This is a genomic window from Streptomyces sp. NPDC088124 (assembly GCF_040685895.1).
GTDB lineage: Bacteria > Actinomycetota > Actinomycetes > Streptomycetales > Streptomycetaceae > Streptomyces.
On the sequence record NZ_JBFBJB010000031.1, the window covers coordinates 38,686 to 57,283 of the forward strand.

At 70.3% G+C, this 18,598-nt stretch carries 16 protein-coding genes and 1 riboswitch; of the genes, 11 read left to right on the forward strand and 5 right to left on the reverse strand.

Features of this window, described 5'->3' with window-relative positions; all coding sequences use genetic code 11:
- The first annotated feature begins 102 nt into the window (after positions 1-102).
- From rpsB to AB0P17_RS24970, 9 genes are all read left to right on the forward strand, one after another.
- On the forward strand, positions 103-996 hold the full coding sequence (gene rpsB, locus AB0P17_RS24930) for a 30S ribosomal protein S2 (RefSeq protein WP_365814122.1): 894 nt from the start codon (positions 103-105) through the stop codon (positions 994-996).
- Between the two features lie 93 nt (positions 997-1,089).
- Entirely contained in the window at positions 1,090-1,926 is an 837-nt protein-coding gene (gene tsf, locus AB0P17_RS24935; protein ID WP_365814123.1) for a translation elongation factor Ts, read from the forward strand.
- A gap of 179 nt (positions 1,927-2,105) precedes the next feature.
- Positions 2,106-2,870 (forward strand): UMP kinase, encoded by a 765-nt coding sequence (gene pyrH, locus AB0P17_RS24940; protein WP_365814124.1) that lies wholly within the window; start codon positions 2,106-2,108, stop codon positions 2,868-2,870.
- A gap of 130 nt (positions 2,871-3,000) precedes the next feature.
- Positions 3,001-3,558 (forward strand): ribosome recycling factor, encoded by a 558-nt coding sequence (frr, locus tag AB0P17_RS24945; protein WP_351393766.1) that lies wholly within the window; start codon positions 3,001-3,003, stop codon positions 3,556-3,558.
- Entirely contained in the window at positions 3,558-4,625 is a 1,068-nt protein-coding gene (locus tag AB0P17_RS24950) for a phosphatidate cytidylyltransferase (protein ID WP_365814125.1), read from the forward strand. The genes frr and AB0P17_RS24950 overlap by 1 nt, the downstream gene beginning before the upstream one ends.
- A 288-nt stretch (positions 4,626-4,913) precedes the next feature.
- Entirely contained in the window at positions 4,914-6,020 is a 1,107-nt protein-coding gene (gene rlmN / locus AB0P17_RS24955) for a 23S rRNA (adenine(2503)-C(2))-methyltransferase RlmN (protein WP_365814126.1), read from the forward strand.
- A 39-nt stretch (positions 6,021-6,059) separates the two neighbouring features.
- A riboswitch (TPP riboswitch) is annotated at positions 6,060-6,185 on the forward strand.
- Positions 6,186-6,284: 99 nt separating this feature from the next.
- The gene (locus AB0P17_RS24960) at positions 6,285-7,400 is read left to right on the forward strand and encodes a thiamine ABC transporter substrate-binding protein (RefSeq protein ID WP_365814177.1); all 1,116 of its coding nucleotides are present in this window, start codon (positions 6,285-6,287) and stop codon (positions 7,398-7,400) included.
- Between the two features lie 182 nt (positions 7,401-7,582).
- Positions 7,583-9,196 (forward strand): iron ABC transporter permease, encoded by a 1,614-nt coding sequence (locus tag AB0P17_RS24965; RefSeq protein ID WP_365814127.1) that lies wholly within the window; start codon positions 7,583-7,585, stop codon positions 9,194-9,196.
- On the forward strand, positions 9,196-10,305 hold the full coding sequence (locus AB0P17_RS24970) for an ABC transporter ATP-binding protein (protein WP_365814128.1): 1,110 nt from the start codon (positions 9,196-9,198) through the stop codon (positions 10,303-10,305). The genes AB0P17_RS24965 and AB0P17_RS24970 overlap by 1 nt, the downstream gene beginning before the upstream one ends.
- Before the next feature lie 66 nt (positions 10,306-10,371).
- Here AB0P17_RS24970 and AB0P17_RS24975 read toward each other — a convergent pair whose 3' ends face one another.
- Together AB0P17_RS24975 and AB0P17_RS24980 are read right to left on the reverse strand one after the other, a co-directional pair.
- Positions 10,372-11,067 (reverse strand): response regulator transcription factor, encoded by a 696-nt coding sequence (locus AB0P17_RS24975; protein ID WP_365814129.1) that lies wholly within the window; start codon positions 11,065-11,067, stop codon positions 10,372-10,374.
- The gene (locus AB0P17_RS24980; RefSeq protein WP_365814130.1) at positions 11,061-12,359 is read right to left on the reverse strand and encodes a histidine kinase; all 1,299 of its coding nucleotides are present in this window, start codon (positions 12,357-12,359) and stop codon (positions 11,061-11,063) included. Before AB0P17_RS24980 ends, AB0P17_RS24975 begins: the two co-directional genes overlap by 7 nt.
- A gap of 325 nt (positions 12,360-12,684) precedes the next feature.
- Here AB0P17_RS24980 and AB0P17_RS24985 point away from each other — a divergent pair, with 325 nt between their 5' ends.
- Together AB0P17_RS24985 and AB0P17_RS24990 are read left to right on the forward strand one after the other, a co-directional pair.
- Positions 12,685-13,878, forward strand: coding sequence for a hypothetical protein (locus AB0P17_RS24985; protein WP_365814178.1), 1,194 nt, complete (start codon positions 12,685-12,687; stop codon positions 13,876-13,878).
- On the forward strand, positions 13,811-14,893 hold the full coding sequence (locus AB0P17_RS24990; protein ID WP_365814131.1) for a glycosyltransferase family 4 protein: 1,083 nt from the start codon (positions 13,811-13,813) through the stop codon (positions 14,891-14,893). Before AB0P17_RS24985 ends, AB0P17_RS24990 begins: the two co-directional genes overlap by 68 nt.
- A gap of 18 nt (positions 14,894-14,911) precedes the next feature.
- On the opposite strand, the gene AB0P17_RS24995 is transcribed toward AB0P17_RS24990, so the two are convergent.
- The 3 genes from AB0P17_RS24995 to AB0P17_RS25005 form a co-directional block, all read right to left on the reverse strand.
- Positions 14,912-16,039 carry a Rossmann fold nucleotide-binding protein gene (locus AB0P17_RS24995; protein ID WP_365814132.1) on the reverse strand — a complete coding sequence of 376 codons (1,128 nt, stop codon included), beginning with the start codon at positions 16,037-16,039 and terminating at the stop codon, positions 14,912-14,914.
- Between the two features lie 343 nt (positions 16,040-16,382).
- On the reverse strand, positions 16,383-17,747 hold the full coding sequence (locus tag AB0P17_RS25000) for a hypothetical protein (protein WP_365814133.1): 1,365 nt from the start codon (positions 17,745-17,747) through the stop codon (positions 16,383-16,385).
- On the reverse strand, positions 17,729-18,457 hold the full coding sequence (locus AB0P17_RS25005; RefSeq protein WP_365814134.1) for an ATP-binding cassette domain-containing protein: 729 nt from the start codon (positions 18,455-18,457) through the stop codon (positions 17,729-17,731). The genes AB0P17_RS25000 and AB0P17_RS25005 overlap by 19 nt, the downstream gene beginning before the upstream one ends.
- Between the last annotated feature and the right edge of the window lie 141 nt (positions 18,458-18,598).

The window sequence follows — 18,598 nt, forward strand, 5'->3', positions numbered from 1 at the left end:
GCTTCTCGGTCTCGGACTGTCCCGTGGCACAGCGCAATCGGGGCGTCAGGCGCGACTGCCGTCCGGCGGACGCGACAACCGAGTACCTCAAGGAGTACGGCCATGGCCGTCGTCACGATGCGGGAGCTGCTGGAAAGCGGCGTCCACTTCGGTCACCAGACCCGTCGCTGGAACCCGAAGATGAAGCGTTTCATCTTCACGGAGCGCAACGGCATCTACATCATCGACCTGCTCCAGTCGCTGTCGTACATCGACCGCGCCTACGAGTTCGTCAAGGAGACCGTCGCCCACGGCGGTTCCATCATGTTCGTCGGTACGAAGAAGCAGGCGCAGGAAGCCATCGCCGAGCAGGCGACGCGCGTGGGCATGCCCTACGTCAACCAGCGCTGGCTGGGCGGCATGCTCACCAACTTCTCCACCGTCTACAAGCGCCTGCAGCGCCTGAAGGAGCTTGAGCAGATCGACTTCGAGGATGTGGCCGCCTCCGGCCTCACCAAGAAGGAGCTGCTGGTTCTCTCCCGCGAGAAGGCCAAGCTGGAGAAGACCCTCGGTGGTATCCGCGAGATGCAGAAGGTGCCCAGCGCCGTCTGGATCGTCGACACCAAGAAGGAGCACATCGCCGTCGGTGAGGCGCGCAAGCTCCACATCCCGGTCGTCGCGATCCTCGACACCAACTGCGACCCCGACGAGGTCGACTACAAGATCCCGGGCAACGACGACGCGATCCGCTCCGTCACCCTGCTCACCCGCGTGATCGCCGACGCCGTCGCCGAGGGCCTCATCGCCCGCTCGGGCGTCGCCACCGGTGACTCGAAGCCGGGCGAGAAGGCCGCCGGCGAGCCCCTCGCCGAGTGGGAGCGCGACCTGCTCGAGGGCGAGAAGAAGGACGACGCCGAGAAGCCGGCCGAGGCCGCTGCCGCTCCGGCCGCCGAGGCCGAGAAGCCGGCCGAGACGCCCGCCGCCGACGCCCCGGCCGCGGACACCGAGCAGGCCTGACCCTCACCAGGTTCGGCAGTTGACGGCGGGGGCCCATCGGCCCCCGCCGTTCACCCGTAGATCTTTCAGACCTTCGAGAGAGAATTACAGATCATGGCGAACTTCACCGCCGCTGACGTCAAGAAGCTCCGCGAGCTCACCGGCGCCGGCATGATGGACTGCAAGAAGGCCCTGGAAGAGGCCGACGGCAGTGTCGACAAGGCTGTCGAGACGCTCCGCGTCAAGGGTCAGAAGGGCGTCGCCAAGCGCGAGGGCCGTTCGGCTGAGAACGGCGCCGTCATCTCCCTCATCTCCGATGACAAGACCTCCGGCGTCCTTCTTGAGCTGAAGTGCGAGACGGACTTCGTCGCCAAGGGTGACAAGTTCCAGGCCGTGGCCAACACGCTCGCCGCCCACGTCGCCGCGACGTCCCCGGCCGACCTGGCCACGCTGCTCGCCTCCGAGATCGAGGCCGGCAAGACCGTGCAGGCGTACGTGGACGAGGCGAACGCGAACCTGGGCGAGAAGATCGTCCTGGACCGCTTCGCGCAGTTCACCGGCGGCTACGTCGCCGCGTACATGCACCGCACCATGCCCGACCTTCCGCCGCAGGTCGGCGTGCTGGTCGAGCTGGACAAGGAAGACGCCGAGGTCGCCAAGGACATCGCGCAGCACATCGCCGCCTTCGCGCCGAAGTACCTCAACCGCGACGAGGTCCCGGCCGAGACGGTCGAGAAGGAGCGCCGCGTCGCCGAGGCCACCTCGCGCGAGGAGGGCAAGCCCGAGGCCGCCCTTCCGAAGATCATCGAGGGTCGCGTCAACGGCTTCTTCAAGGAGAACGTCGTTCTGGAGCAGGCTTTCGCGAAGGACAACAAGAAGTCCGTCCAGAAGATCCTGGACGAGGCCGGCGTCACCCTGAAGCGCTTCTCGCGCATCAAGGTCGGCGTCTGAGTCCGTACGCGATCAACCAAAGACCCCGATAGGGTCGGAGGCAGTCGCTCGCGTGTGCCTGACGGCATTACTTCGCAGGCGGCCGGGCGACCGCAGATCTGACGAGGAGGCCATTGCCGCACAGGGAACCGTAAGGACCCCGGCAATGGCCTTCTTCGTATGTGCACGAGGAGATCTCCATGGAACAGGTCGACAAGAGCGTCGAGAAGAGCGACGACGGCAGGAAGCGCCGCTTCATGCTGAAGCTGTCCGGTGAGGCGTTCGCCGGCGGAGGGGCGCTCGGAGTCGACCCCGACGTCGTCCACGCCATCGCCCGCGAGATCGCCGCCGTCGTCCGCGACGGCGCCCAGATCGCGGTCGTCCTGGGCGGCGGAAACTTCTTCCGAGGCGCCGAGCTCCAGCAGCGTGGCATGGACCGGGCCCGCTCCGACTACATGGGCATGCTCGGTACGGTCATGAACTGTCTGGCTCTCCAGGACTTCCTGGAGAAGGAAGGCATCGACTCCCGTGTCCAGACGGCCATCACCATGGGCCAGGTCGCGGAGCCGTACATCCCGCTGCGCGCCGTACGCCACCTGGAGAAGGGCCGCGTGGTCATCTTCGGCGCGGGTATGGGCATGCCGTACTTCTCCACCGACACCACAGCCGCCCAGCGAGCCCTGGAGATCGACGCCCAGGCGCTGCTGATGGGCAAGAACGGCGTGGACGGGGTGTACGACTCCGACCCCAAGACCAACCCCGACGCGGTCAAGTTCGACGCGCTCGAATACAGCGAGGTCATCGCCGGGGACCTGCGTGTCGCCGACATGACCGCGATCACGCTGTGCCAGGACAACCGGCTGCCGATCCTTGTCTTCGAATTGCTGAAGGAAGGCAATATCGCGCGCGCGGTCAAGGGTGAGAAGATCGGCACACTCGTGAGCGACCAGGGCACCCGGAGCTGATCCCGGGCTGCCCCGCACGGGGAGGATGGACAAAGCCCTGCCGGTCGGACACCGTGCAGGACAAGACGCGACGCAGGTTCCGCCGGCCGGCAAGCATGCCGGGCCCACTCAAGACACGCAGGAGCAAGTGGTGATCGAAGAGACCCTCCTCGAGGCCGAGGAGAAGATGGAGAAGGCCGTCCTGGTCGCCAAAGACGACTTCGCCGCGATCCGCACCGGGCGTGCGCATCCGGCGATGTTCAACAAGATCGTGGCGGACTACTACGGTGCGCTCACCCCGATCAACCAGCTCGCCTCGTTCGCCGTACCCGAGGCGCGGATGGCCGTGGTGACTCCGTTCGACAAGAGCGCGCTGCGCAATATCGAGCAGGCCATCCGGGACTCCGACCTCGGCGTCAACCCGAGCAACGACGGCAACATCATCCGGGTGGTGTTCCCCGAGCTGACCCAGGACCGCCGCAAGGAGTTCATCAAGGTCGCCAAGACCAAGGCGGAGGACTCGAGGATCTCGATCCGCGCCGTACGCCGCAAGGCCAAGGAGACGATCGACAAGCTGATCAAGGACGGCGAGGTCGGCGAGGACGAGGGACGCCGCGCCGAGAAGGAGCTCGACGACACCACCGCGAAGTACGTCGCGCAGGTGGACGAGCTGCTCAAGCACAAGGAAGCCGAGCTGCTCGAGGTCTGATGAACGACTCTTCCCGGGGGGCCTCGCCGACAGCCGGTTACTGGGGACCGACCGACCAGGGGGCTGCCCCGGCGGGTCCCGCATACGATGAGCATCCCGCACAGCAGACTCGGCCCATGCCCATCGTGCCCGACGAACCCGCGAACGGCGGGGACCAGAATGACGACCGGGGGGCTGCTCGGCCGGGCGGTCCCCTGTTCCGTGACGAGACTCCGCAGGAGCCCATGGCCGCCCCCCCGCCGTCCCCGCCGAAGAAGCGGGCAGGTCGTGATCTGCGCGCGGCCATAGGGGTCGGTGTCGGGCTCGGCGCGGTGGTCGCCGCGTCGCTCTTCATCGTCAAGGCCGTGTTCGTCGGTGTCATTGCGATCGCCGTGGTCGTGGGGTTGTGGGAGCTCACCTCACGGCTCGACGAGAAGAAGGACATCAAGGCACCGCTCGTGCCGCTGGCGGTGGGTGGCGCCGCGATGGTCGTCGCCGGATACGCGCGCGGCGCGGAGGGCGCCTGGGTCGCGATGGCCCTCACCGCGCTCGCCGTGCTGATCTGGCGGATGACGGAGCCGCCCGAGGGTTACCTCAAGGACGTCACCGCGGGGGTCTTCGCCGCGTTCTACGTACCGTTCCTGGCGACCTTCGTCGCGATGATGCTCACGGCGGGGGACGGATCGCAGCGCGTGCTGATGTTCCTCGTGCTGACCGTCGTCAGCGACACCGGCGCGTACGCCGTCGGCTGGCGCTTCGGTACGCACAAGCTCGCGCCGCGCATCAGCCCCGGCAAGACCTGGGAGGGGCTCGGCGGGGCCGTCACCTTCGCGATGGTGGCCGGCGCGCTCCTGATGGAGTTCCTGATCGACGGCGGCGCCTGGTGGCAGGGGCTGCTGATCGGCCTGGCCGTCGCGGCCAGTGCCACGCTCGGTGACCTCGGCGAGTCCATGATCAAGCGCGACCTCGGGATCAAGGACATGGGCACGCTGCTGCCGGGGCATGGCGGGATCATGGACCGGCTGGACTCGCTGCTGCCCACGGCGCCGGTGGTCTGGCTGCTCCTGGTGCTCTTCGTGGGGTCCTGACAGGCAGGAGCCCTTGCAGGCACTGGGGCTTCCAGGCAAGGCACACGGCTTGGCCGGTACGGCGCCTAGTAAGGCATACGGGCGCTTGGGCGGTACGGCGCTTGGCGCCCCGTACGGGGCGCCAAGCGCCGTACGGGGCGGGCGCTCGCGCGGTCGCGGAGGGCGCAACAGAGGAGGGGGTGCGTCGCCTACGGGGCGGCGGACCCCCTTTCCCATGCCACCGCCTTTCTTATGCCACCCAATACGGGGAACGGGCCACGGGGCGCTGTCTGCGACACTGGACGGACCATGCCTGCACCCGGAGAACTCACTTTCGTCGCGCCCCGCGGAGCCAAGAAGCCCCCGCGGCATCTCGCCGACCTCACTCCCGCCGAGCGCCGCGAGGCCGTCGCCGCCATCGGGGAGAAGGCGTTCCGCGCCAAGCAACTGTCACAGCACTACTTCGCGCGGTACGCGCACGACCCCGAGCAGTGGACCGACATCCCGGCCGCCGCGCGGCAGAAACTCGCGACGGAACTGCTGCCCGACCTGATGTCGGTGGTGCGGCACATCTCGTGCGACGACGACACGACCCGTAAGACGCTCTGGCGGCTGCACGACGGCACCCTCGTGGAGTCCGTGCTGATGCGCTATCCCGACCGGGTCACCATGTGCATCTCGTCGCAGGCGGGCTGCGGGATGAACTGTCCCTTCTGCGCGACCGGCCAGGCCGGTCTGGACCGGAACCTGTCCACCGCGGAGATCGTCCACCAGATCGTCGACGGGATGCGTGCCCTGCGCGACGGTGAGGTCGCGGGCGGTCCCGCGAGACTTTCCAACATCGTCTTCATGGGCATGGGAGAGCCGCTCGCCAACTACAAGCGAGTCGTCGGCGCGATCCGCCGGCTCACCGATCCCGAGCCGGACGGTCTGGGTATCTCGCAGCGAGGGATCACCGTCTCCACGGTCGGGCTGGTGCCCGCGATGCTGCGCTTCGCCGACGAGGGCTTCAAGTGCCGGCTCGCGGTCTCCCTGCACGCTCCCGACGATGAACTGCGCGACACCCTCGTGCCGGTCAACACGCGCTGGAAGGTGCGGGAGGTGCTGGACGCCGCGTGGGAGTACGCGGAGAAGTCCGGCCGCCGAATCTCCATCGAGTACGCCCTGATCCGCGACATCAACGACCAGGCGTGGCGGGGTGACCGGCTCGGCAGGCTCCTCAAGGGCAAGAGGGTGCACGTCAACCTGATCCCGCTCAACCCCACTCCCGGCTCGAAGTGGACGGCGTCGCGCCCGGAGGACGAGAAGAAGTTCGTCGAGGCGATCGCGGCGCACGGCGTACCGGTGACCGTACGTGACACACGGGGCCAGGAGATCGACGGTGCGTGTGGACAGTTGGCTGCCACGGAGCGCTAGCGCGGCCTGGGGGTAACCTTGGGCCGAAACATATTGCATATTTTCCGACAGGGGAGCGCCACAGCGCTGAGAGTGCGGCACATGTCCGTGAGAACGGGCAGCGGTCGCAGACCCTCTGAACCTTGCCCAGGTCATTCTGGGTAGGAAGTTCGGACATCACTCAAGCTGTTGCGCCCTGCCCGGGGGCCGGTCCGTGCCAACGGCCCGCCCCGGGCGGGGCCGCGTCTTCTCCTGGACATCCCAGGAGGAAAACCAGTGGGCACCATGCGTACCCGTACCGGCGTCAGAAGCGCGGCGTCCGCCGCGATCGCCGCGGCGATCGGCGTCGCCACCCTTGCCGCGTGCGGCGGCTCCGACGGCTCCGCGTCGTCCGGTGACGAGGGGAGCGGCGGTACGAAGTCCAAGACCGTCACCCTTGTCAGCCACGACTCGTTCAACGCCTCCCCCGCGGTGCTGAAAGAGTTCACCAAGGAGACCGGCTACACCGTCAAGGTCCTGAAGAGCGGTGACGCCGGCGAAGCGCTCAACAAGGAGATCCTCACCAAGGGATCGCCCCAGGGCGACGTTTTCTTCGGGGTCGACAACACTCTGCTCTCCCGCGCACTCGACAATGGCCTGTTCACGCCGTACGAGGCGAAGGGCCTGGATCGCGTCGACGCGAGCGCGCGGCTCGACAAGGAGAAGCACCGGGTGACACCGGTCGACACCGGTGATATCTGCGTCAACTATGACAAAAAGTACTTCGCGGACAAGAGGCTCGCGCCGCCGCAGTCTTTCGACGACCTGATCAAGCCCCAGTACAAGAACCTCCTCGTCACCGAGAACGCCGCGACGTCCTCGCCCGGTCTCGGCTTCCTCCTGGGCACCGTCGCGCGCTACGGGGACGATGGCTGGCAGGACTACTGGAAGAAGCTCAAGGCCAACGGAGTCCAGGTCGTCGACGGCTGGGAGCAGGCGTACAACGAGAGCTTCTCCGGCTCCGCGGGCGGCGAGAAGGCCAAGGGGGACCGGCCTTTGGTCGTCTCGTACGCCTCCAGCCCGCCCGTCGAGGTGCTGTACGCGAAGCCGCAGCCCCAGCAGGCTCCGACGGGGGTCTCCACCGGGACCTGCTTCCGGCAGACCGAGTTCGCCGGGCTGCTCGACGGCGCGAAGAACGAGGCCGGTGGCAAGGCGCTGCTGGACTTCCTGATCAGTGAGAAGTTCCAGGCGGACATGCCGCTGAACATGTTTGTCAATCCGGTGGTCAAGGGCGTCGCGCTGCCCGATCTCTTCACGAAATTCGGCGCGACGGTCGACCGGCCCGAGACCGTGGCGCCCGACCGGATCGCCGCCAACCGTGAGCAGTGGATCCAGTCGTGGTCCTCACTCGTAGTGAAGTAACCGCCGAGGACGAGGGCCGGGCCGTGGAGGAAGGCCGGACCCGGCGGGGCGTCCCGCGACGACGGGGGGGCGAACAGGGCGACGTACGGAGCGGCCTGTGGGGCAGCCTGTTGACCCCTTCGCGGTGCCGGGAGCGGTGGGGGCTGCGGCGTGGGCACGGGGGCGCCGTACACCTCGCACTCATGGCCGGGCCTTTCGCCTTCTTCGGCGTGTTCTTCGCCTACCCCGTGGTCGCGATTGTCGGGCGCGGCCTCACGACGGGCAGCGCGTGGCAGCTCGGCCGCGTCGGCGCCGTACTGAGCCGCCCCGACATCCTCGGCGTCCTGTGGTTCACCACCTGGCAGGCGCTCGCCTCCACCGTGCTCACCCTGCTGATCGCCCTGCCGGGTGCCTATGTCTTCGCGCGCTTCGCTTTCCCGGGCAAGCAGCTTCTGCGCGCCGTGGTCACCGTGCCGTTCGTGCTGCCCACTGTCGTCGTCGGCACCGCCTTTCTGGCGCTGCTCGGACGCGGTGGACTCCTCGACGAACTGTGGGGCGTACGGCTCGACACCACTGTGTGGGCGATCCTGCTCGCTCATGTCTTCTTCAACTACGCGGTGGTCGTACGCACCGTGGGCGGCCTGTGGTCGCAACTCGACCCCCGCCAGGAGGAGGCTGCGCGCGTACTGGGCGCCGGGCGTCTCGCGGCGTGGTGGCGCGTGACGCTGCCCGCGCTCGCTCCCGCCGTCGCGGCCGCCGCGCTGATGGTCTTCCTTTTCACGTTCACCTCTTTCGGCGTCGTGCAGATTCTCGGTGGCCCCGGCTTTGCCACCCTTGAGGTCGAGATCTACCGGCAGACCGCGCAACTCCTCGACCTGCCCACCGCCGCCGTGCTGACGCTGGTGCAGTTCGCGGCGGTCGGCGCGATCCTCGCCGTACACGCCGGGACCGTACGGAGGCGGGAGACCGCCCTCAGGCTCGTCGACCCCGAGCAGACCGCGCGCCGACCGCGCGGTACCGGGCAGTGGGCGCTGCTGGGCGGCGTACTCGTGACCGTCGCGCTGCTGATCCTGCTGCCGCTGGGGGTGCTCGTCGAGCGCTCCCTCGACGGCCCCGGCGGCTACGGCTTTGCCTACTACTGGGCGCTCGCCTCGGTGGACGCGAGCGGCGGCAGCTTCCTCGTGCCGCCGCTGGAGGCCATCTGGAACTCGCTGCGGTACGCGCTGGTCGCCACGGCCATCGCGGTGGTGATCGGCGGTCTGGCCGCAGCGGCGCTGACACGCCGCGCCGGACGCCTCGTACGGGGCTTCGACGCGCTGCTGATGCTGCCGCTCGGCGTCTCCGCCGTGACCGTCGGCTTCGGCTTCCTGATCACGCTCGACAAGCCGCCGCTGGATCTGCGGGCCTCCTGGATCCTCGTGCCGCTCGCCCAGGCGCTGGTGGGCGTTCCCTTCGTCGTACGGACCATGCTGCCGGTGCTCCGTGCGGTCGACGGGCGGCTGCGCGAGGCTGCGGCCGTCCTCGGAGCGTCCCCGCTGCGGGTCTGGCGCGAGGTCGATCTGCCGTTGGTACGGCGGGCCACGCTCGTGGCGGCAGGGTTCGCCTTCGCCGTCTCGCTCGGTGAGTTCGGCGCGACGGTCTTCATCGCGCGCCCCGACCGGCCGACACTCCCGGTGGCCGTGGCGCGACTGCTGGGCCGGCCCGGCGAGCTCAACTACGGGCAGGCGATGGCTCTGTCCACGGTCCTGATGGTGGTGTGCGCCGTGTCGCTGCTGGTGCTGGAACGTATCCGTACCGACCGCTCGGGAGAGTTCTGATGTCCCTGCTGACCCTGTCGGACGTCACGGTACGGTTCGGCAACGCGGCGCACGCCGCGCTCGACGCGGTCGATCTGGAGATCGCCGAACACGAGATCGTCTGCGTTCTCGGGCCGAGCGGCAGCGGCAAGTCGACCCTGCTGCGCGTCGTGGCCGGTCTCCAGGCACCGGACGGCGGGCGAGTGTCCCTCGACGGTGCCGACCAGACCGGCGTGCCGGTGCACCGGCGTGGCGTCGGCCTGATGTTCCAGGACCACCAGCTCTTCCCGCAGCGCGACGTGGCGGGCAACATCGCCTTCGGCCTGCGGATGCGCGGCGCGTCACGCGACGAGCAGGCCCGGCGGGTAGAGGAACTGCTCGAACTCGTGGGCCTGCCAGGGGCCGGACGCCGGGCCGTCGCGGAACTCTCCGGAGGCGAACAGCAACGGGTCGCCCTGGCCCGGGCGCTCGCGCCGCGGCCGCGGCTGTTGATGCTGGACGAGCCGCTCGGCCAGTTGGACCGGAGCCTGCGCGAGCGTCTCGTCGTCGAACTGCGTGGCCTCTTCGGACGGCTGGGGACGACCGTACTCGCCGTGACTCATGACCAGGGAGAGGCATTCGCTCTCGCCGACCGCGTCGTGGTGATGCGCGACGGTTGTATTGCGCAGAGCGGCACGCCACTGGAGGTCTGGCAGCGGCCCGCCTCCGCGTTCGTGGCGCGGTTCCTCGGCTTCGACAACATCGTGAACGCGACCGTGGGCGACGGGACCGCGGACACGGCGTGGGGCAGGATCCCTGTGCCGGACGGATCCGCGCGGGGAGAACGGCTGCTGCTGGTGCGCCCGGCCGGGGTACGACTGGTCGACGCGGCGCAGGGCCTGCGCTGCACTGTCGAGGCCCGTACCTTCCGGGGCAGCCGCGTCGCCGTACTGCTGCGCCCCGAACGGCGCGGGGACGGACCCGTCCTGGAAGCCGAGTGCGGGCTGCACGCAGCTCCCGAGGAGGGCGCGACGGTGGGGGTCGTCTTCACCCGCGAGGATGTGGTGGTCCTGGAAGGGCGGGAGGAGCACCCCGTACCGCAGGAGCGCTCCGTACCGGGGAAGTGCTCCGTACCAGGGATCCACGCGTAGAGCAGGCGCGCCCCGTACGGGGCGCGGGGCGTGAAGGCCTGCCGCGGGTCCGCGGCGTCGGCCACCTCACAGGCCAGGCCGACGCACCGTGGGCGGAGCCGCGGACGTGCCCGCCCGCACCAGGCCGAGTTCGTAGGCCAGGATCACCGCCTGAGCCCGGTCCCGCAGCCGCATCTTCGCGAACAGACGGTTGATGTGTGTTTTGACCGTGTGATCCGAGATGGTGAGCCGTCCGGCGATCTCGGCGTTGGAGAGACCACGGGCGATCAGCACGAGGACCTCGGCCTCGCGCGCCGTCAGCCCGTCCAGCGTGCGTACCGGCAGGACAGGGGGCCGCTGGCGTGCGAACTCCGCTATCAGTCGTTTGGTGACCTCCGGAGCGAGCAGCGCGTCCCCCCGCGCCACGATCCTTACGGCATGCAGCAGTTCGGGAAACGTGGCGTCCTTGAGGAGGAAACCTCCTGCCCCGGCCGCCAGCGCGTCGTACACGTACTCGTCGAGGTCGAACGTGGTCAGCATGAGGACCTTCGTCGCGCCGCCGGAGGCGGAGAGGATCTCCCGGGCCGCTTCGATGCCGTTCTTGCGTGGCATCCGGATGTCGAGCAGCGCCAGGTCGGGGCGGTGCTCGGCGGCGACACGCACCGCTTCCGCCCCGTCCGCGGCCTCGCCCACGACGGAGATGTCGCCCTGCGTGGCCAACAGATTGACGAATCCGGTCCGTACGACCGTCTGGTCGTCCGCCACGATCGCTCTGATCACCAAGGGAGTTCCGCCTCCACGAGAAAGCCGCCGTCAGGCCCTGGCCCGGCCGTGAGCCGCCCGCCCAGCAGCGCGGCGCGCTCCTCCATCCCCACCAGGCCATGCCCTCGGGAACGGCCCGCGGCGGGACCGGGGCCGTCGTCGCTGACCCGGATCGACAGCCGGTCGGCGAGATAACCGATTTCGACCAGCGTACGGGCGCCGGGCGCGTGCCGCCGCGCGTTGGTCAGTGCTTCCTGCACGATGCGATACGCCGACAATTCCCAGGAGGCCGGCAGGCCGCCCCGTTCAGCGGCGTGCCCCCGCGCGCCGGTGACACGCAGGTCCGCCTCGCCGCCCACCGCACGGTGCTGCTCCAGCAGTTCGTCCAGCCGGTCGAGTGTCGGCTGCGGGGCGGTCGCCGCCTGTCCCTCGGGACGGGTACGCAGCACACCGAGCAGTCGGCGCAGTTCCGCCATCGAGGTGCGTGCCGTCCCCGCGATGTCCTGGAAAGCGGTCCGGGCTTGAGGAGAGAGCCCCGGTGTGGTGTACGAAGCGCTCTCCGCCTGCACCGCGATCATCGAGACCGAGTGGGAGACCACGTCGTGCAGTTCACGGGCGATCGCGGCGCGCTCGGCCTCCGCGGCGCGGCGGCGTTCCATCGCGATGAGCCGCTCGTGCGCGAAGGTCCGTTCGCGCCGGGTCTCCTCCCTGGCGCGTACGGCGTCACCGGCGCTGACGGCCCCCAGGATGGTCGCCGTCACCACAAAGGTCTCGGCGAACAGACCGGGAGAGAGACCGGAAGCGAGCGCGGCGGAGAGCGGGCCGTCGGACCGCACCGCCGGGATGACACCGGGGGCGGTGCTCTGCCAGGTGCGGATATGGAGCAGATTCACCGCGAGGGCCGCCAGTGTTCCGCCCCCGACGATCAGCACGGGGTGCTGGACCCGTTGCCGGCCGAGGGTGTAGCAGCCGATCAGGAAAGCCGCCAGCGTCGTATAGGCGACATTGGAATGGGCGCTCGCGGCAAAGCTGATCAGAGACGACGCCACGGTCACGATCGCTACCGCGGGCAGTGCCCTGCGCCACATGAGGGTCGCAGTGGAGACCAGCACCCCTGCGGAGATCGTCGTCCCGGTCGAGACCGTCGGACCGTTGGGCAGCACCCACAGCTCCACCGCCGCGCACCCCGTCAACACGGCGCCGGTGACCCAGGGATAGGCGGCGGAGCCCACCGTACGGCGCAGCCCTGCCCGCAGGGCCCCTGTGGCCGGCGGTTCTTCCGTGACATACGGGATCCGGAGATGGTCGCTCATGCCGCCGATTCTTCGGCACGAGGCGGAACGGCGCGTCGGAGCACGGGTTGATACGCCGCACGCTCCTCGTGCCACGGATTGACCTTCAGGACCGGAGCCACGGTTGACGTACCGCGGCCCGGCCTTTCCTAGCCTCCTGATCACGGTGGGAGAGGGGGCGGAGAGGATGACCGGCGATGAGACGACGGCCCGGCCGACGGCGACGCGAACGGACCTCGCGGCGCGTGTACGTCGCGGCGTACGGGGCGTACGTCCTGGCGTACGAGGCGTGCGTCCCGGCGTGCGGGGTCCGGCGGCTTGCGGCGTGGTGGCGCTGATCTTCGGCATGGTTTCCGGTCCCGCTCCGCACCGGGTGTGGGGCATCACCGCGGCGCTCGGATACGGGGCAGCCGCGCTGGTCGCAGGGCGCCCGGCCGCGCGGATATCACCCGCCGTCGTAGCGGCGACCGGAGCGGTGGCACTGCCGCTTCTCCTCCTTGTCGCCACGGACCGAGCACAGTTGGAGACCGACGTCGTGCGGCGCTCCGGGGAACTGCTGACGGCCACCGGTAACCCGTATGTGCCGGAGCCCCGCGAACTCGCCGACTACAACCCGTATCTGCCCGGCATGGCCCTGTTCGGAGCCCTCCCAGGGGATGTGCGCTGGTGGCTCGGGGCCGCCTTTCTCGCGGCTCTGGGCTGCGCCGTACGCCGCGGGCCGATGGTGGTGGCTATAGCCGCCTGCCCTCTGGTGGCGCTGCCTCTGGCCGTCGGCAGCGCCGACCTGCCGGTCACCGGACTGATGTGCCTGGGCCTGGCACTCGCCGGTCAGGGCCGGGCAGGCCGCGCAGGGTTGGTTCTCGGGGCGGCTGCCGCGCTCAAGTGGACCGCCTGGCCCGCGCTGCCCGTGGCCGTCACGCTGCTCGCCGTACGGGGCGGCCCACGGCGCGCACTGACCTGCGGGGGCCTGGCACTCGCGGTCTGCGGGGCCGTGGTCACGCCCGTCGCTCTCATCGACGGTGATGGGTTCCGGCGGAACGTCATCTCCTTTCCCATGGGTCTCACCGCAACCGCGTCGCCCGCCGCCACACCGTTTCCCGGCCGGCTGCTGGCCGATCACGCGCCGGGCGGCACCGTCGTCGCCATGGTGCTGCTCGCGGTCAGTGCCGTTCTGCTCGCCGTGTCGCTGGTGACGCGCCCACCGCACACCGTCGACGCGGCGGCCCGACGCCTCGCGCTGGGGCTCACCCTCGCCATCGCGTTCATGCCGACGACCCGGTTCGGCTATCTCGTCCATCCGCTGGTGCTGGTGGCCTGTTTCCCGGGCCCCGTCCTGCGCGCCGCGCTCCACAGAGGAATGGGTCCTCATGCCTCGTACGCTCGTCATCACCAACGACTTCCCGCCCCGGCAGGGCGGCATCGAAACCTTCGTCCAAGCGATGACGGACCGCTGTCCCACGGACGAAGTGGTGGTGTTCACCTCGTCGGAGCCTGGAGGGGCCGCGTACGACGCCGCGCTGCCCTATCCCGTCGTCCGTGACCGGGCTGGAATGCTGCTCCCGACGCCGCGCGCCACGTCCCGCGCCGTACGGCTCGCTCGGCGGTACGACTGCGATCGCGTGTGGTTCGGCGCCGCCGCGCCCTTGGGACTGATGGCGCAGCGGCTGCGGCGTGAGGCGGGGATACGGCGACTGGTTGCCACAACCCACGGCCACGAGGTGTGGTGGGCTTGGACACCGGGCGCGCGAGGGCTGTTGCGGCGCATCGGCGAGAGCGTCGACACCCTCACGTACCTCGGTCCGAGCACCCGCGAGCCGATCGCCGCGGCGCTAGGCCACGGCCGCTTTCCAGGGACGCCCGGCCCTGGAGCCCCGAAGGTCACGGCAGCCGGGCGAACGGCCCGGTTGGAGCGCCTCGTGCCGGGCGTGGACGCCGCCGCCTTCCACCCCCGCGCCGCTGCGGGGGAGCGCGACGCGCTCCGGGAGCGGTACGGACTGGGCGACCGGCCCGTAGTGCTGTGCGCCGCGCGGCTCGTCGCGCGCAAAGGCCAGGACACACTGATTCAGGCACTGCCCCGCGTGCGCGCAGCAGTGCCGGGGACCCGACTGCTACTGGTCGGGTCGGGTCCCTATGAGCGCGCGCTGCGCCGTACCGCGGCGGCGGAGGGGATGCAGGACTATGTCGTCTTCGCCGGCGGGCACCCCCACGGCGCGATGCCGCGCTTCTACGCCGCGGCCGATGTCTTCGCCATGCCCTGCCGCACACGAAAGGGCGGCCTGGAAGTCGAGGGCCTGGGCATCGTCTACCTGGAGGCCGCTGCGGCGGGACTGCCGGTGCTCGCCGGAGACTCGGGCGGCGCGCCCGACGCGGTGCGCGACGGCGAGACGGGACACGTCGTGGACGGCCGTCGCGTCGACGTAGTGGCCGACCGGCTCGTACGACTGCTCCGCGACCGCGAAACCGCCCGTGAGATGGGACGGAAGGGCCGCGACTGGGTCCGTACGGAGTGGGACTGGGATCGTTCGTACGAGCGGCTTGCCGCCTTCCTGGGGTGAACGGGCGGCGCCCTGCCCTCAGCTCGCGGAGAGCCTGGCGAGCGCCGCGGGGGCCTCGTCCACCGAGTCGACGAGGGCGATCCGAGCCTCCATCGGGCGTTCCTTCGCCAGTGCTTGGAGCAGCGGCCACGTCGGGAACCGCTCGGTCCAGTGGGCGCGGTCGACCAGGACCATCGGGGTCGGTTCGCCGCGCGACTCGTAGTAGTTCGGCGTCGCGTTGTCGAAGATCTCCTGGACGGTGCCCGCCGCGCCGGGCAGGAACACCACACCCGCGTTGGAACGGGCCAGCAGGCCGTCCTCCCGGGTCGCGTTGGCGAAGTACTTCGCGATGTGGCCCGCGAAGGCGTTCGGCGGCTCGTGTCCGTAGAACCAGGTGGGGATGCCGATGGAGTCCTCGCCCTTCGGCCAGCGCGACCTGACGTCGAAGGCGGCCCGTGCCCACGCCGAGACGGAGGGAGCGAACGACGGCACCTCGGAGAGCACTTCGAGGGCCTTGTCCAGCATCTCGTCCGGGTGTGAGGCGGCGTACGCGCCGAGGTTCGCGGCCTCCATGGCGCCCGGGCCGCCACCGGTGGCCACGGTCAGTCCCGTACGGGTGAGGGCGCGGCCCAAGCGCGCCGCGCCGGCATACGCGTCGGTGCCCCGCGCCATGGCGTGGCCTCCCATGACGCCGACGACGCGCGCGCCGGCGACCAGTTCGTCCAGGGCGTCCGAGATCGCGTCGTCGTGCACCGAGCGCAGCATGGAGGCGAATATGTCGCCGTCGGCCTTGGTCCGCTGGAACCAGGCATAGGCACGCGCGTCGGGTGTGGCCTCGTAGCCGCCCTCCGTGAGGCCCTCGAAGAGCTGTTCGGGGGAGTACAGGAACCCTCGATAGGGATCGAACGGCAGGTTGGGCACGGGTGGGAAGACCATGGCACCGTTGGCGCGCACCTTCTCCGCGGCGTCGGGCTCCATCGGGCAGCCGAGGAAGACTGCATCGGTGGTGTCGGTACGGAGAAGCTCCGGCGTACGGGCCGTCAGATCGACGGACTGCACACGGTATCCGCGGAGCGTCCCCGCGGACTGCACGGTGCGGTCGAACTCGTCGAGGGACTCGATCTCGCGGTCCTGGCGGTACGCGGCGGGCTGCTCGTCGTTCGACATGGGCTCACGATAGGGGATCCGTCCCAGCCCGGTCCGGGAGCCGGTGACATGGCTGCCGAGGCGAGCCGAGCGAGTCGGTGCCGTGCGATGGGACGGGGCGGGAGCGTGACGCGCCGTGGGATCCCTGCGCGCAGTACGGGGCGGCGTCGAGAGGGCGCTCGGCCGCACCGTACGCCGCGGCGGGCGGCCTCGCGCCCGCGAACCGGGCCCGGTGGCAGGGGCCCGCCTGCCACCGGGGCACGCCTGAGATGCCTTCGCCGCCCACTTTCCTCGCGCCGCTCACTTCCCCCGCCCAGCCCATGCCTCGTGGCGCGACGTGTTCGTCGGCCTTGCCCCTGCTCGACTATCTGGACAGCGGAATCGCGGCGAGCGCCGCCACGGCCCAGGTCAAGGGCGTGAAGACCGCTACCACTGTGGCCGTCCTCACTACCACCGCCGTGCGCAGCAGCGAGGCCGGCGTACCCGAGAGGCGGAGGTTCTCCGTGACAGATGCCCGCGCCTGCCGTGCTTCCAAAGCCGCGATCAGCACAGTAGCCGCCGTACACCCGATGACAAGGGTCGCGCCGAGAGCGGTGAGCGGACCGAAGGGGCGATCGTCGGCGGGGCCGTACAGGGACGCCGCGGCGAACGTACCCGACAGTACGGCGCACAGCACGCCCAGTGGGCGGCCGATACTTCGGGACTCCGTCATCAGAGTCCGTCCCGCGAGCAGACGGAGCGCGCCGGGGCGCATGGCCTGGAGCAGCCAGCCGCAGAGGTACATCACGCCTGGACCTGCCAGCGCCAGGCCGACGGCGGTCAGCGCCCAGCCTGCCAGCACCGCGGTGGGGCTGCCGTCGAACTGACCGGGCAGTGGCATCGCGGAGCCGCCTCCGTCCCGGCTCGCGTATGTCTCGACCGCGAGGCCGACCGCCGTGAGTGCGACGCCCCAGGGCAGCCCGCTCGGCGCGGTCACGGGATAGGGCGCGACGACGAGCGGGGGCACCGCCATCGGCGCCGGTACGGCCACTGGCGCAGGCGCAGGCGCCGGGGAGGCCGTGGCCGTGAGTACTACGGAGCCGTCCGCGGCGGGTGAGACACCCTCCGCGTTCGGTGAGTCCGAGACGGAGACGGCCACGAGGGAGGCACCGTTGGCGGCGCCGACGCTCGCCGCCACCCGGACTCTCGGAGCGACCTGTACGGCCCCTGCGGCCCTCGCCTCGGTGTATCCGCGGCGCCGTAGCGCGAGAGCCGTCGCCACGACCGCCACGACCGGAGTGACCCCCAGCAGGGTGAACACCGCGCCGAGCGGCAGCGGACGCCCCGCGGCCAGCAGTTCCGCCGCTTCGCCGTCGAAGGGCATGCCCGTCAGATCGCCGCGCAGGTGCAGGAAGAACAGCAGCGCGACGGAACTGCCCAGCGTGCAGGAGATCGCTGTGGACGTCGCCGCGAGTACCGTGAGCCGCGCCGGGCCGAGGCCCACCGCCGACAGCCCCGACCGCACGCGGGTGCGCGGCTCGGCGCGCGCCACCGCCACGGCCAACTGCACCGCCGCCGCGAGCGGGATCAGACACCAGACCAGCCGGATCGGCGACCCTGCCGGGTGGTCCATCGCCCAGCCGAGTGTGCACAGCAACAGGAAGCCGACCCCTGCCGACGCCGCGACGACCAGCAGCCGCCGGAACAGGACGACGGGGTGCGTGCCGCGGCCTAGACGGAGAGCGAGCACGCCGCCCGGCCTTCCGCCTCGGGCGATCGCGGCGAGTTGTCGCGCCGGCCGTCGATCAGGGTGACCGTGCGGTCTGCGACCGTCGCGATCTCCGCGTCCAGAGTGGCGAGGACAACGGTGATCTGGTGCGAACGCGCCGCAGTGGTCAGCGTACGCAGCACCTGTGCCCGGTCCGTACGGTGTAGCGGCGCCGTCGGCTCGTCGGCGAAGACGACCGAGGGCTCGGTGACGAGGGCACGCGCGACGGCGACGCGCTGCTGCTGGGCCCGGAAGAGGGCGTACGGCCGCTTGCGGGCGCAAGCGCCGACATCGAGGCGCTCCAGCCACTCCAGCGCGGCGGTCTTGGCGGCACGGTGCGACGTACCGCGCATCAGCAGGGGAAGGGCCGCGTTCTCCCACGAGGTCAGTTCGGGAACGAGCGCCGGCTCGGGGCCGATCCAGCCGAAGCGGTCGCGGCGCAGCCGCTCCCGCAGCACCGGGCTCATGGTGTGGACCGGCGAGCTGTTGAACCAGACCTCGCCCTCCTGCGGGACCAGCTGCCCCGACAGGCACTGGAGCAGCGTCGTCTTGCCGCTGCCGCGTGGACCGTTCACGGCGAGGATCTCGCCCTCGCGCACGCCGAGCGAGATCCCGTCGAGGGCGGGTGATCCGTTGTGGGAGTGGTTCAGGGAACGCGCCCAGAGCACGTCGTTGTCCGGCGGGGCCACCATGGCGTACACCTCCTGTTCTGATCGGATGTGGGTGCGCCTCGGCGCTTCCCTGCCATCCGTCGTCCGGCGGAACGAGGACGGCGACGATCGGTCATGGGGCACGCTAGGTTTTCGGAGCGGGGAGTGCGGACAGCACAGGCC

Excerpts from the sequence above, each read along its gene's own strand:
- rpsB (WP_365814122.1), top strand. The coding sequence starts at position 103 with ATGGCCGTCGTCACGATGCGGGAGCTGCTGGAAAGCGGCGTCCACTTC.
- tsf (WP_365814123.1), top strand. The coding sequence starts at position 1,090 with ATGGCGAACTTCACCGCCGCTGACGTCAAGAAGCTCCGCGAGCTCACC.
- pyrH (WP_365814124.1), top strand. The coding sequence starts at position 2,106 with ATGGAACAGGTCGACAAGAGCGTCGAGAAGAGCGACGACGGCAGGAAG.
- AB0P17_RS24950 (WP_365814125.1), top strand. The coding sequence starts at position 3,558 with ATGAACGACTCTTCCCGGGGGGCCTCGCCGACAGCCGGTTACTGGGGA.
- rlmN (WP_365814126.1), top strand. The coding sequence starts at position 4,914 with ATGCCTGCACCCGGAGAACTCACTTTCGTCGCGCCCCGCGGAGCCAAG.
- AB0P17_RS24960 (WP_365814177.1), top strand. The coding sequence starts at position 6,285 with ATGCGTACCCGTACCGGCGTCAGAAGCGCGGCGTCCGCCGCGATCGCC.
- AB0P17_RS24965 (WP_365814127.1), top strand. The coding sequence starts at position 7,583 with ATGGCCGGGCCTTTCGCCTTCTTCGGCGTGTTCTTCGCCTACCCCGTG.
- AB0P17_RS24970 (WP_365814128.1), top strand. The coding sequence starts at position 9,196 with ATGTCCCTGCTGACCCTGTCGGACGTCACGGTACGGTTCGGCAACGCG.
- AB0P17_RS24980 (WP_365814130.1), bottom strand. The coding sequence starts at position 12,359 with ATGAGCGACCATCTCCGGATCCCGTATGTCACGGAAGAACCGCCGGCC.
- AB0P17_RS24985 (WP_365814178.1), top strand. The coding sequence starts at position 12,685 with ATGGTTTCCGGTCCCGCTCCGCACCGGGTGTGGGGCATCACCGCGGCG.
- AB0P17_RS24995 (WP_365814132.1), bottom strand. The coding sequence starts at position 16,039 with ATGTCGAACGACGAGCAGCCCGCCGCGTACCGCCAGGACCGCGAGATC.
- AB0P17_RS25005 (WP_365814134.1), bottom strand. The coding sequence starts at position 18,457 with ATGGTGGCCCCGCCGGACAACGACGTGCTCTGGGCGCGTTCCCTGAAC.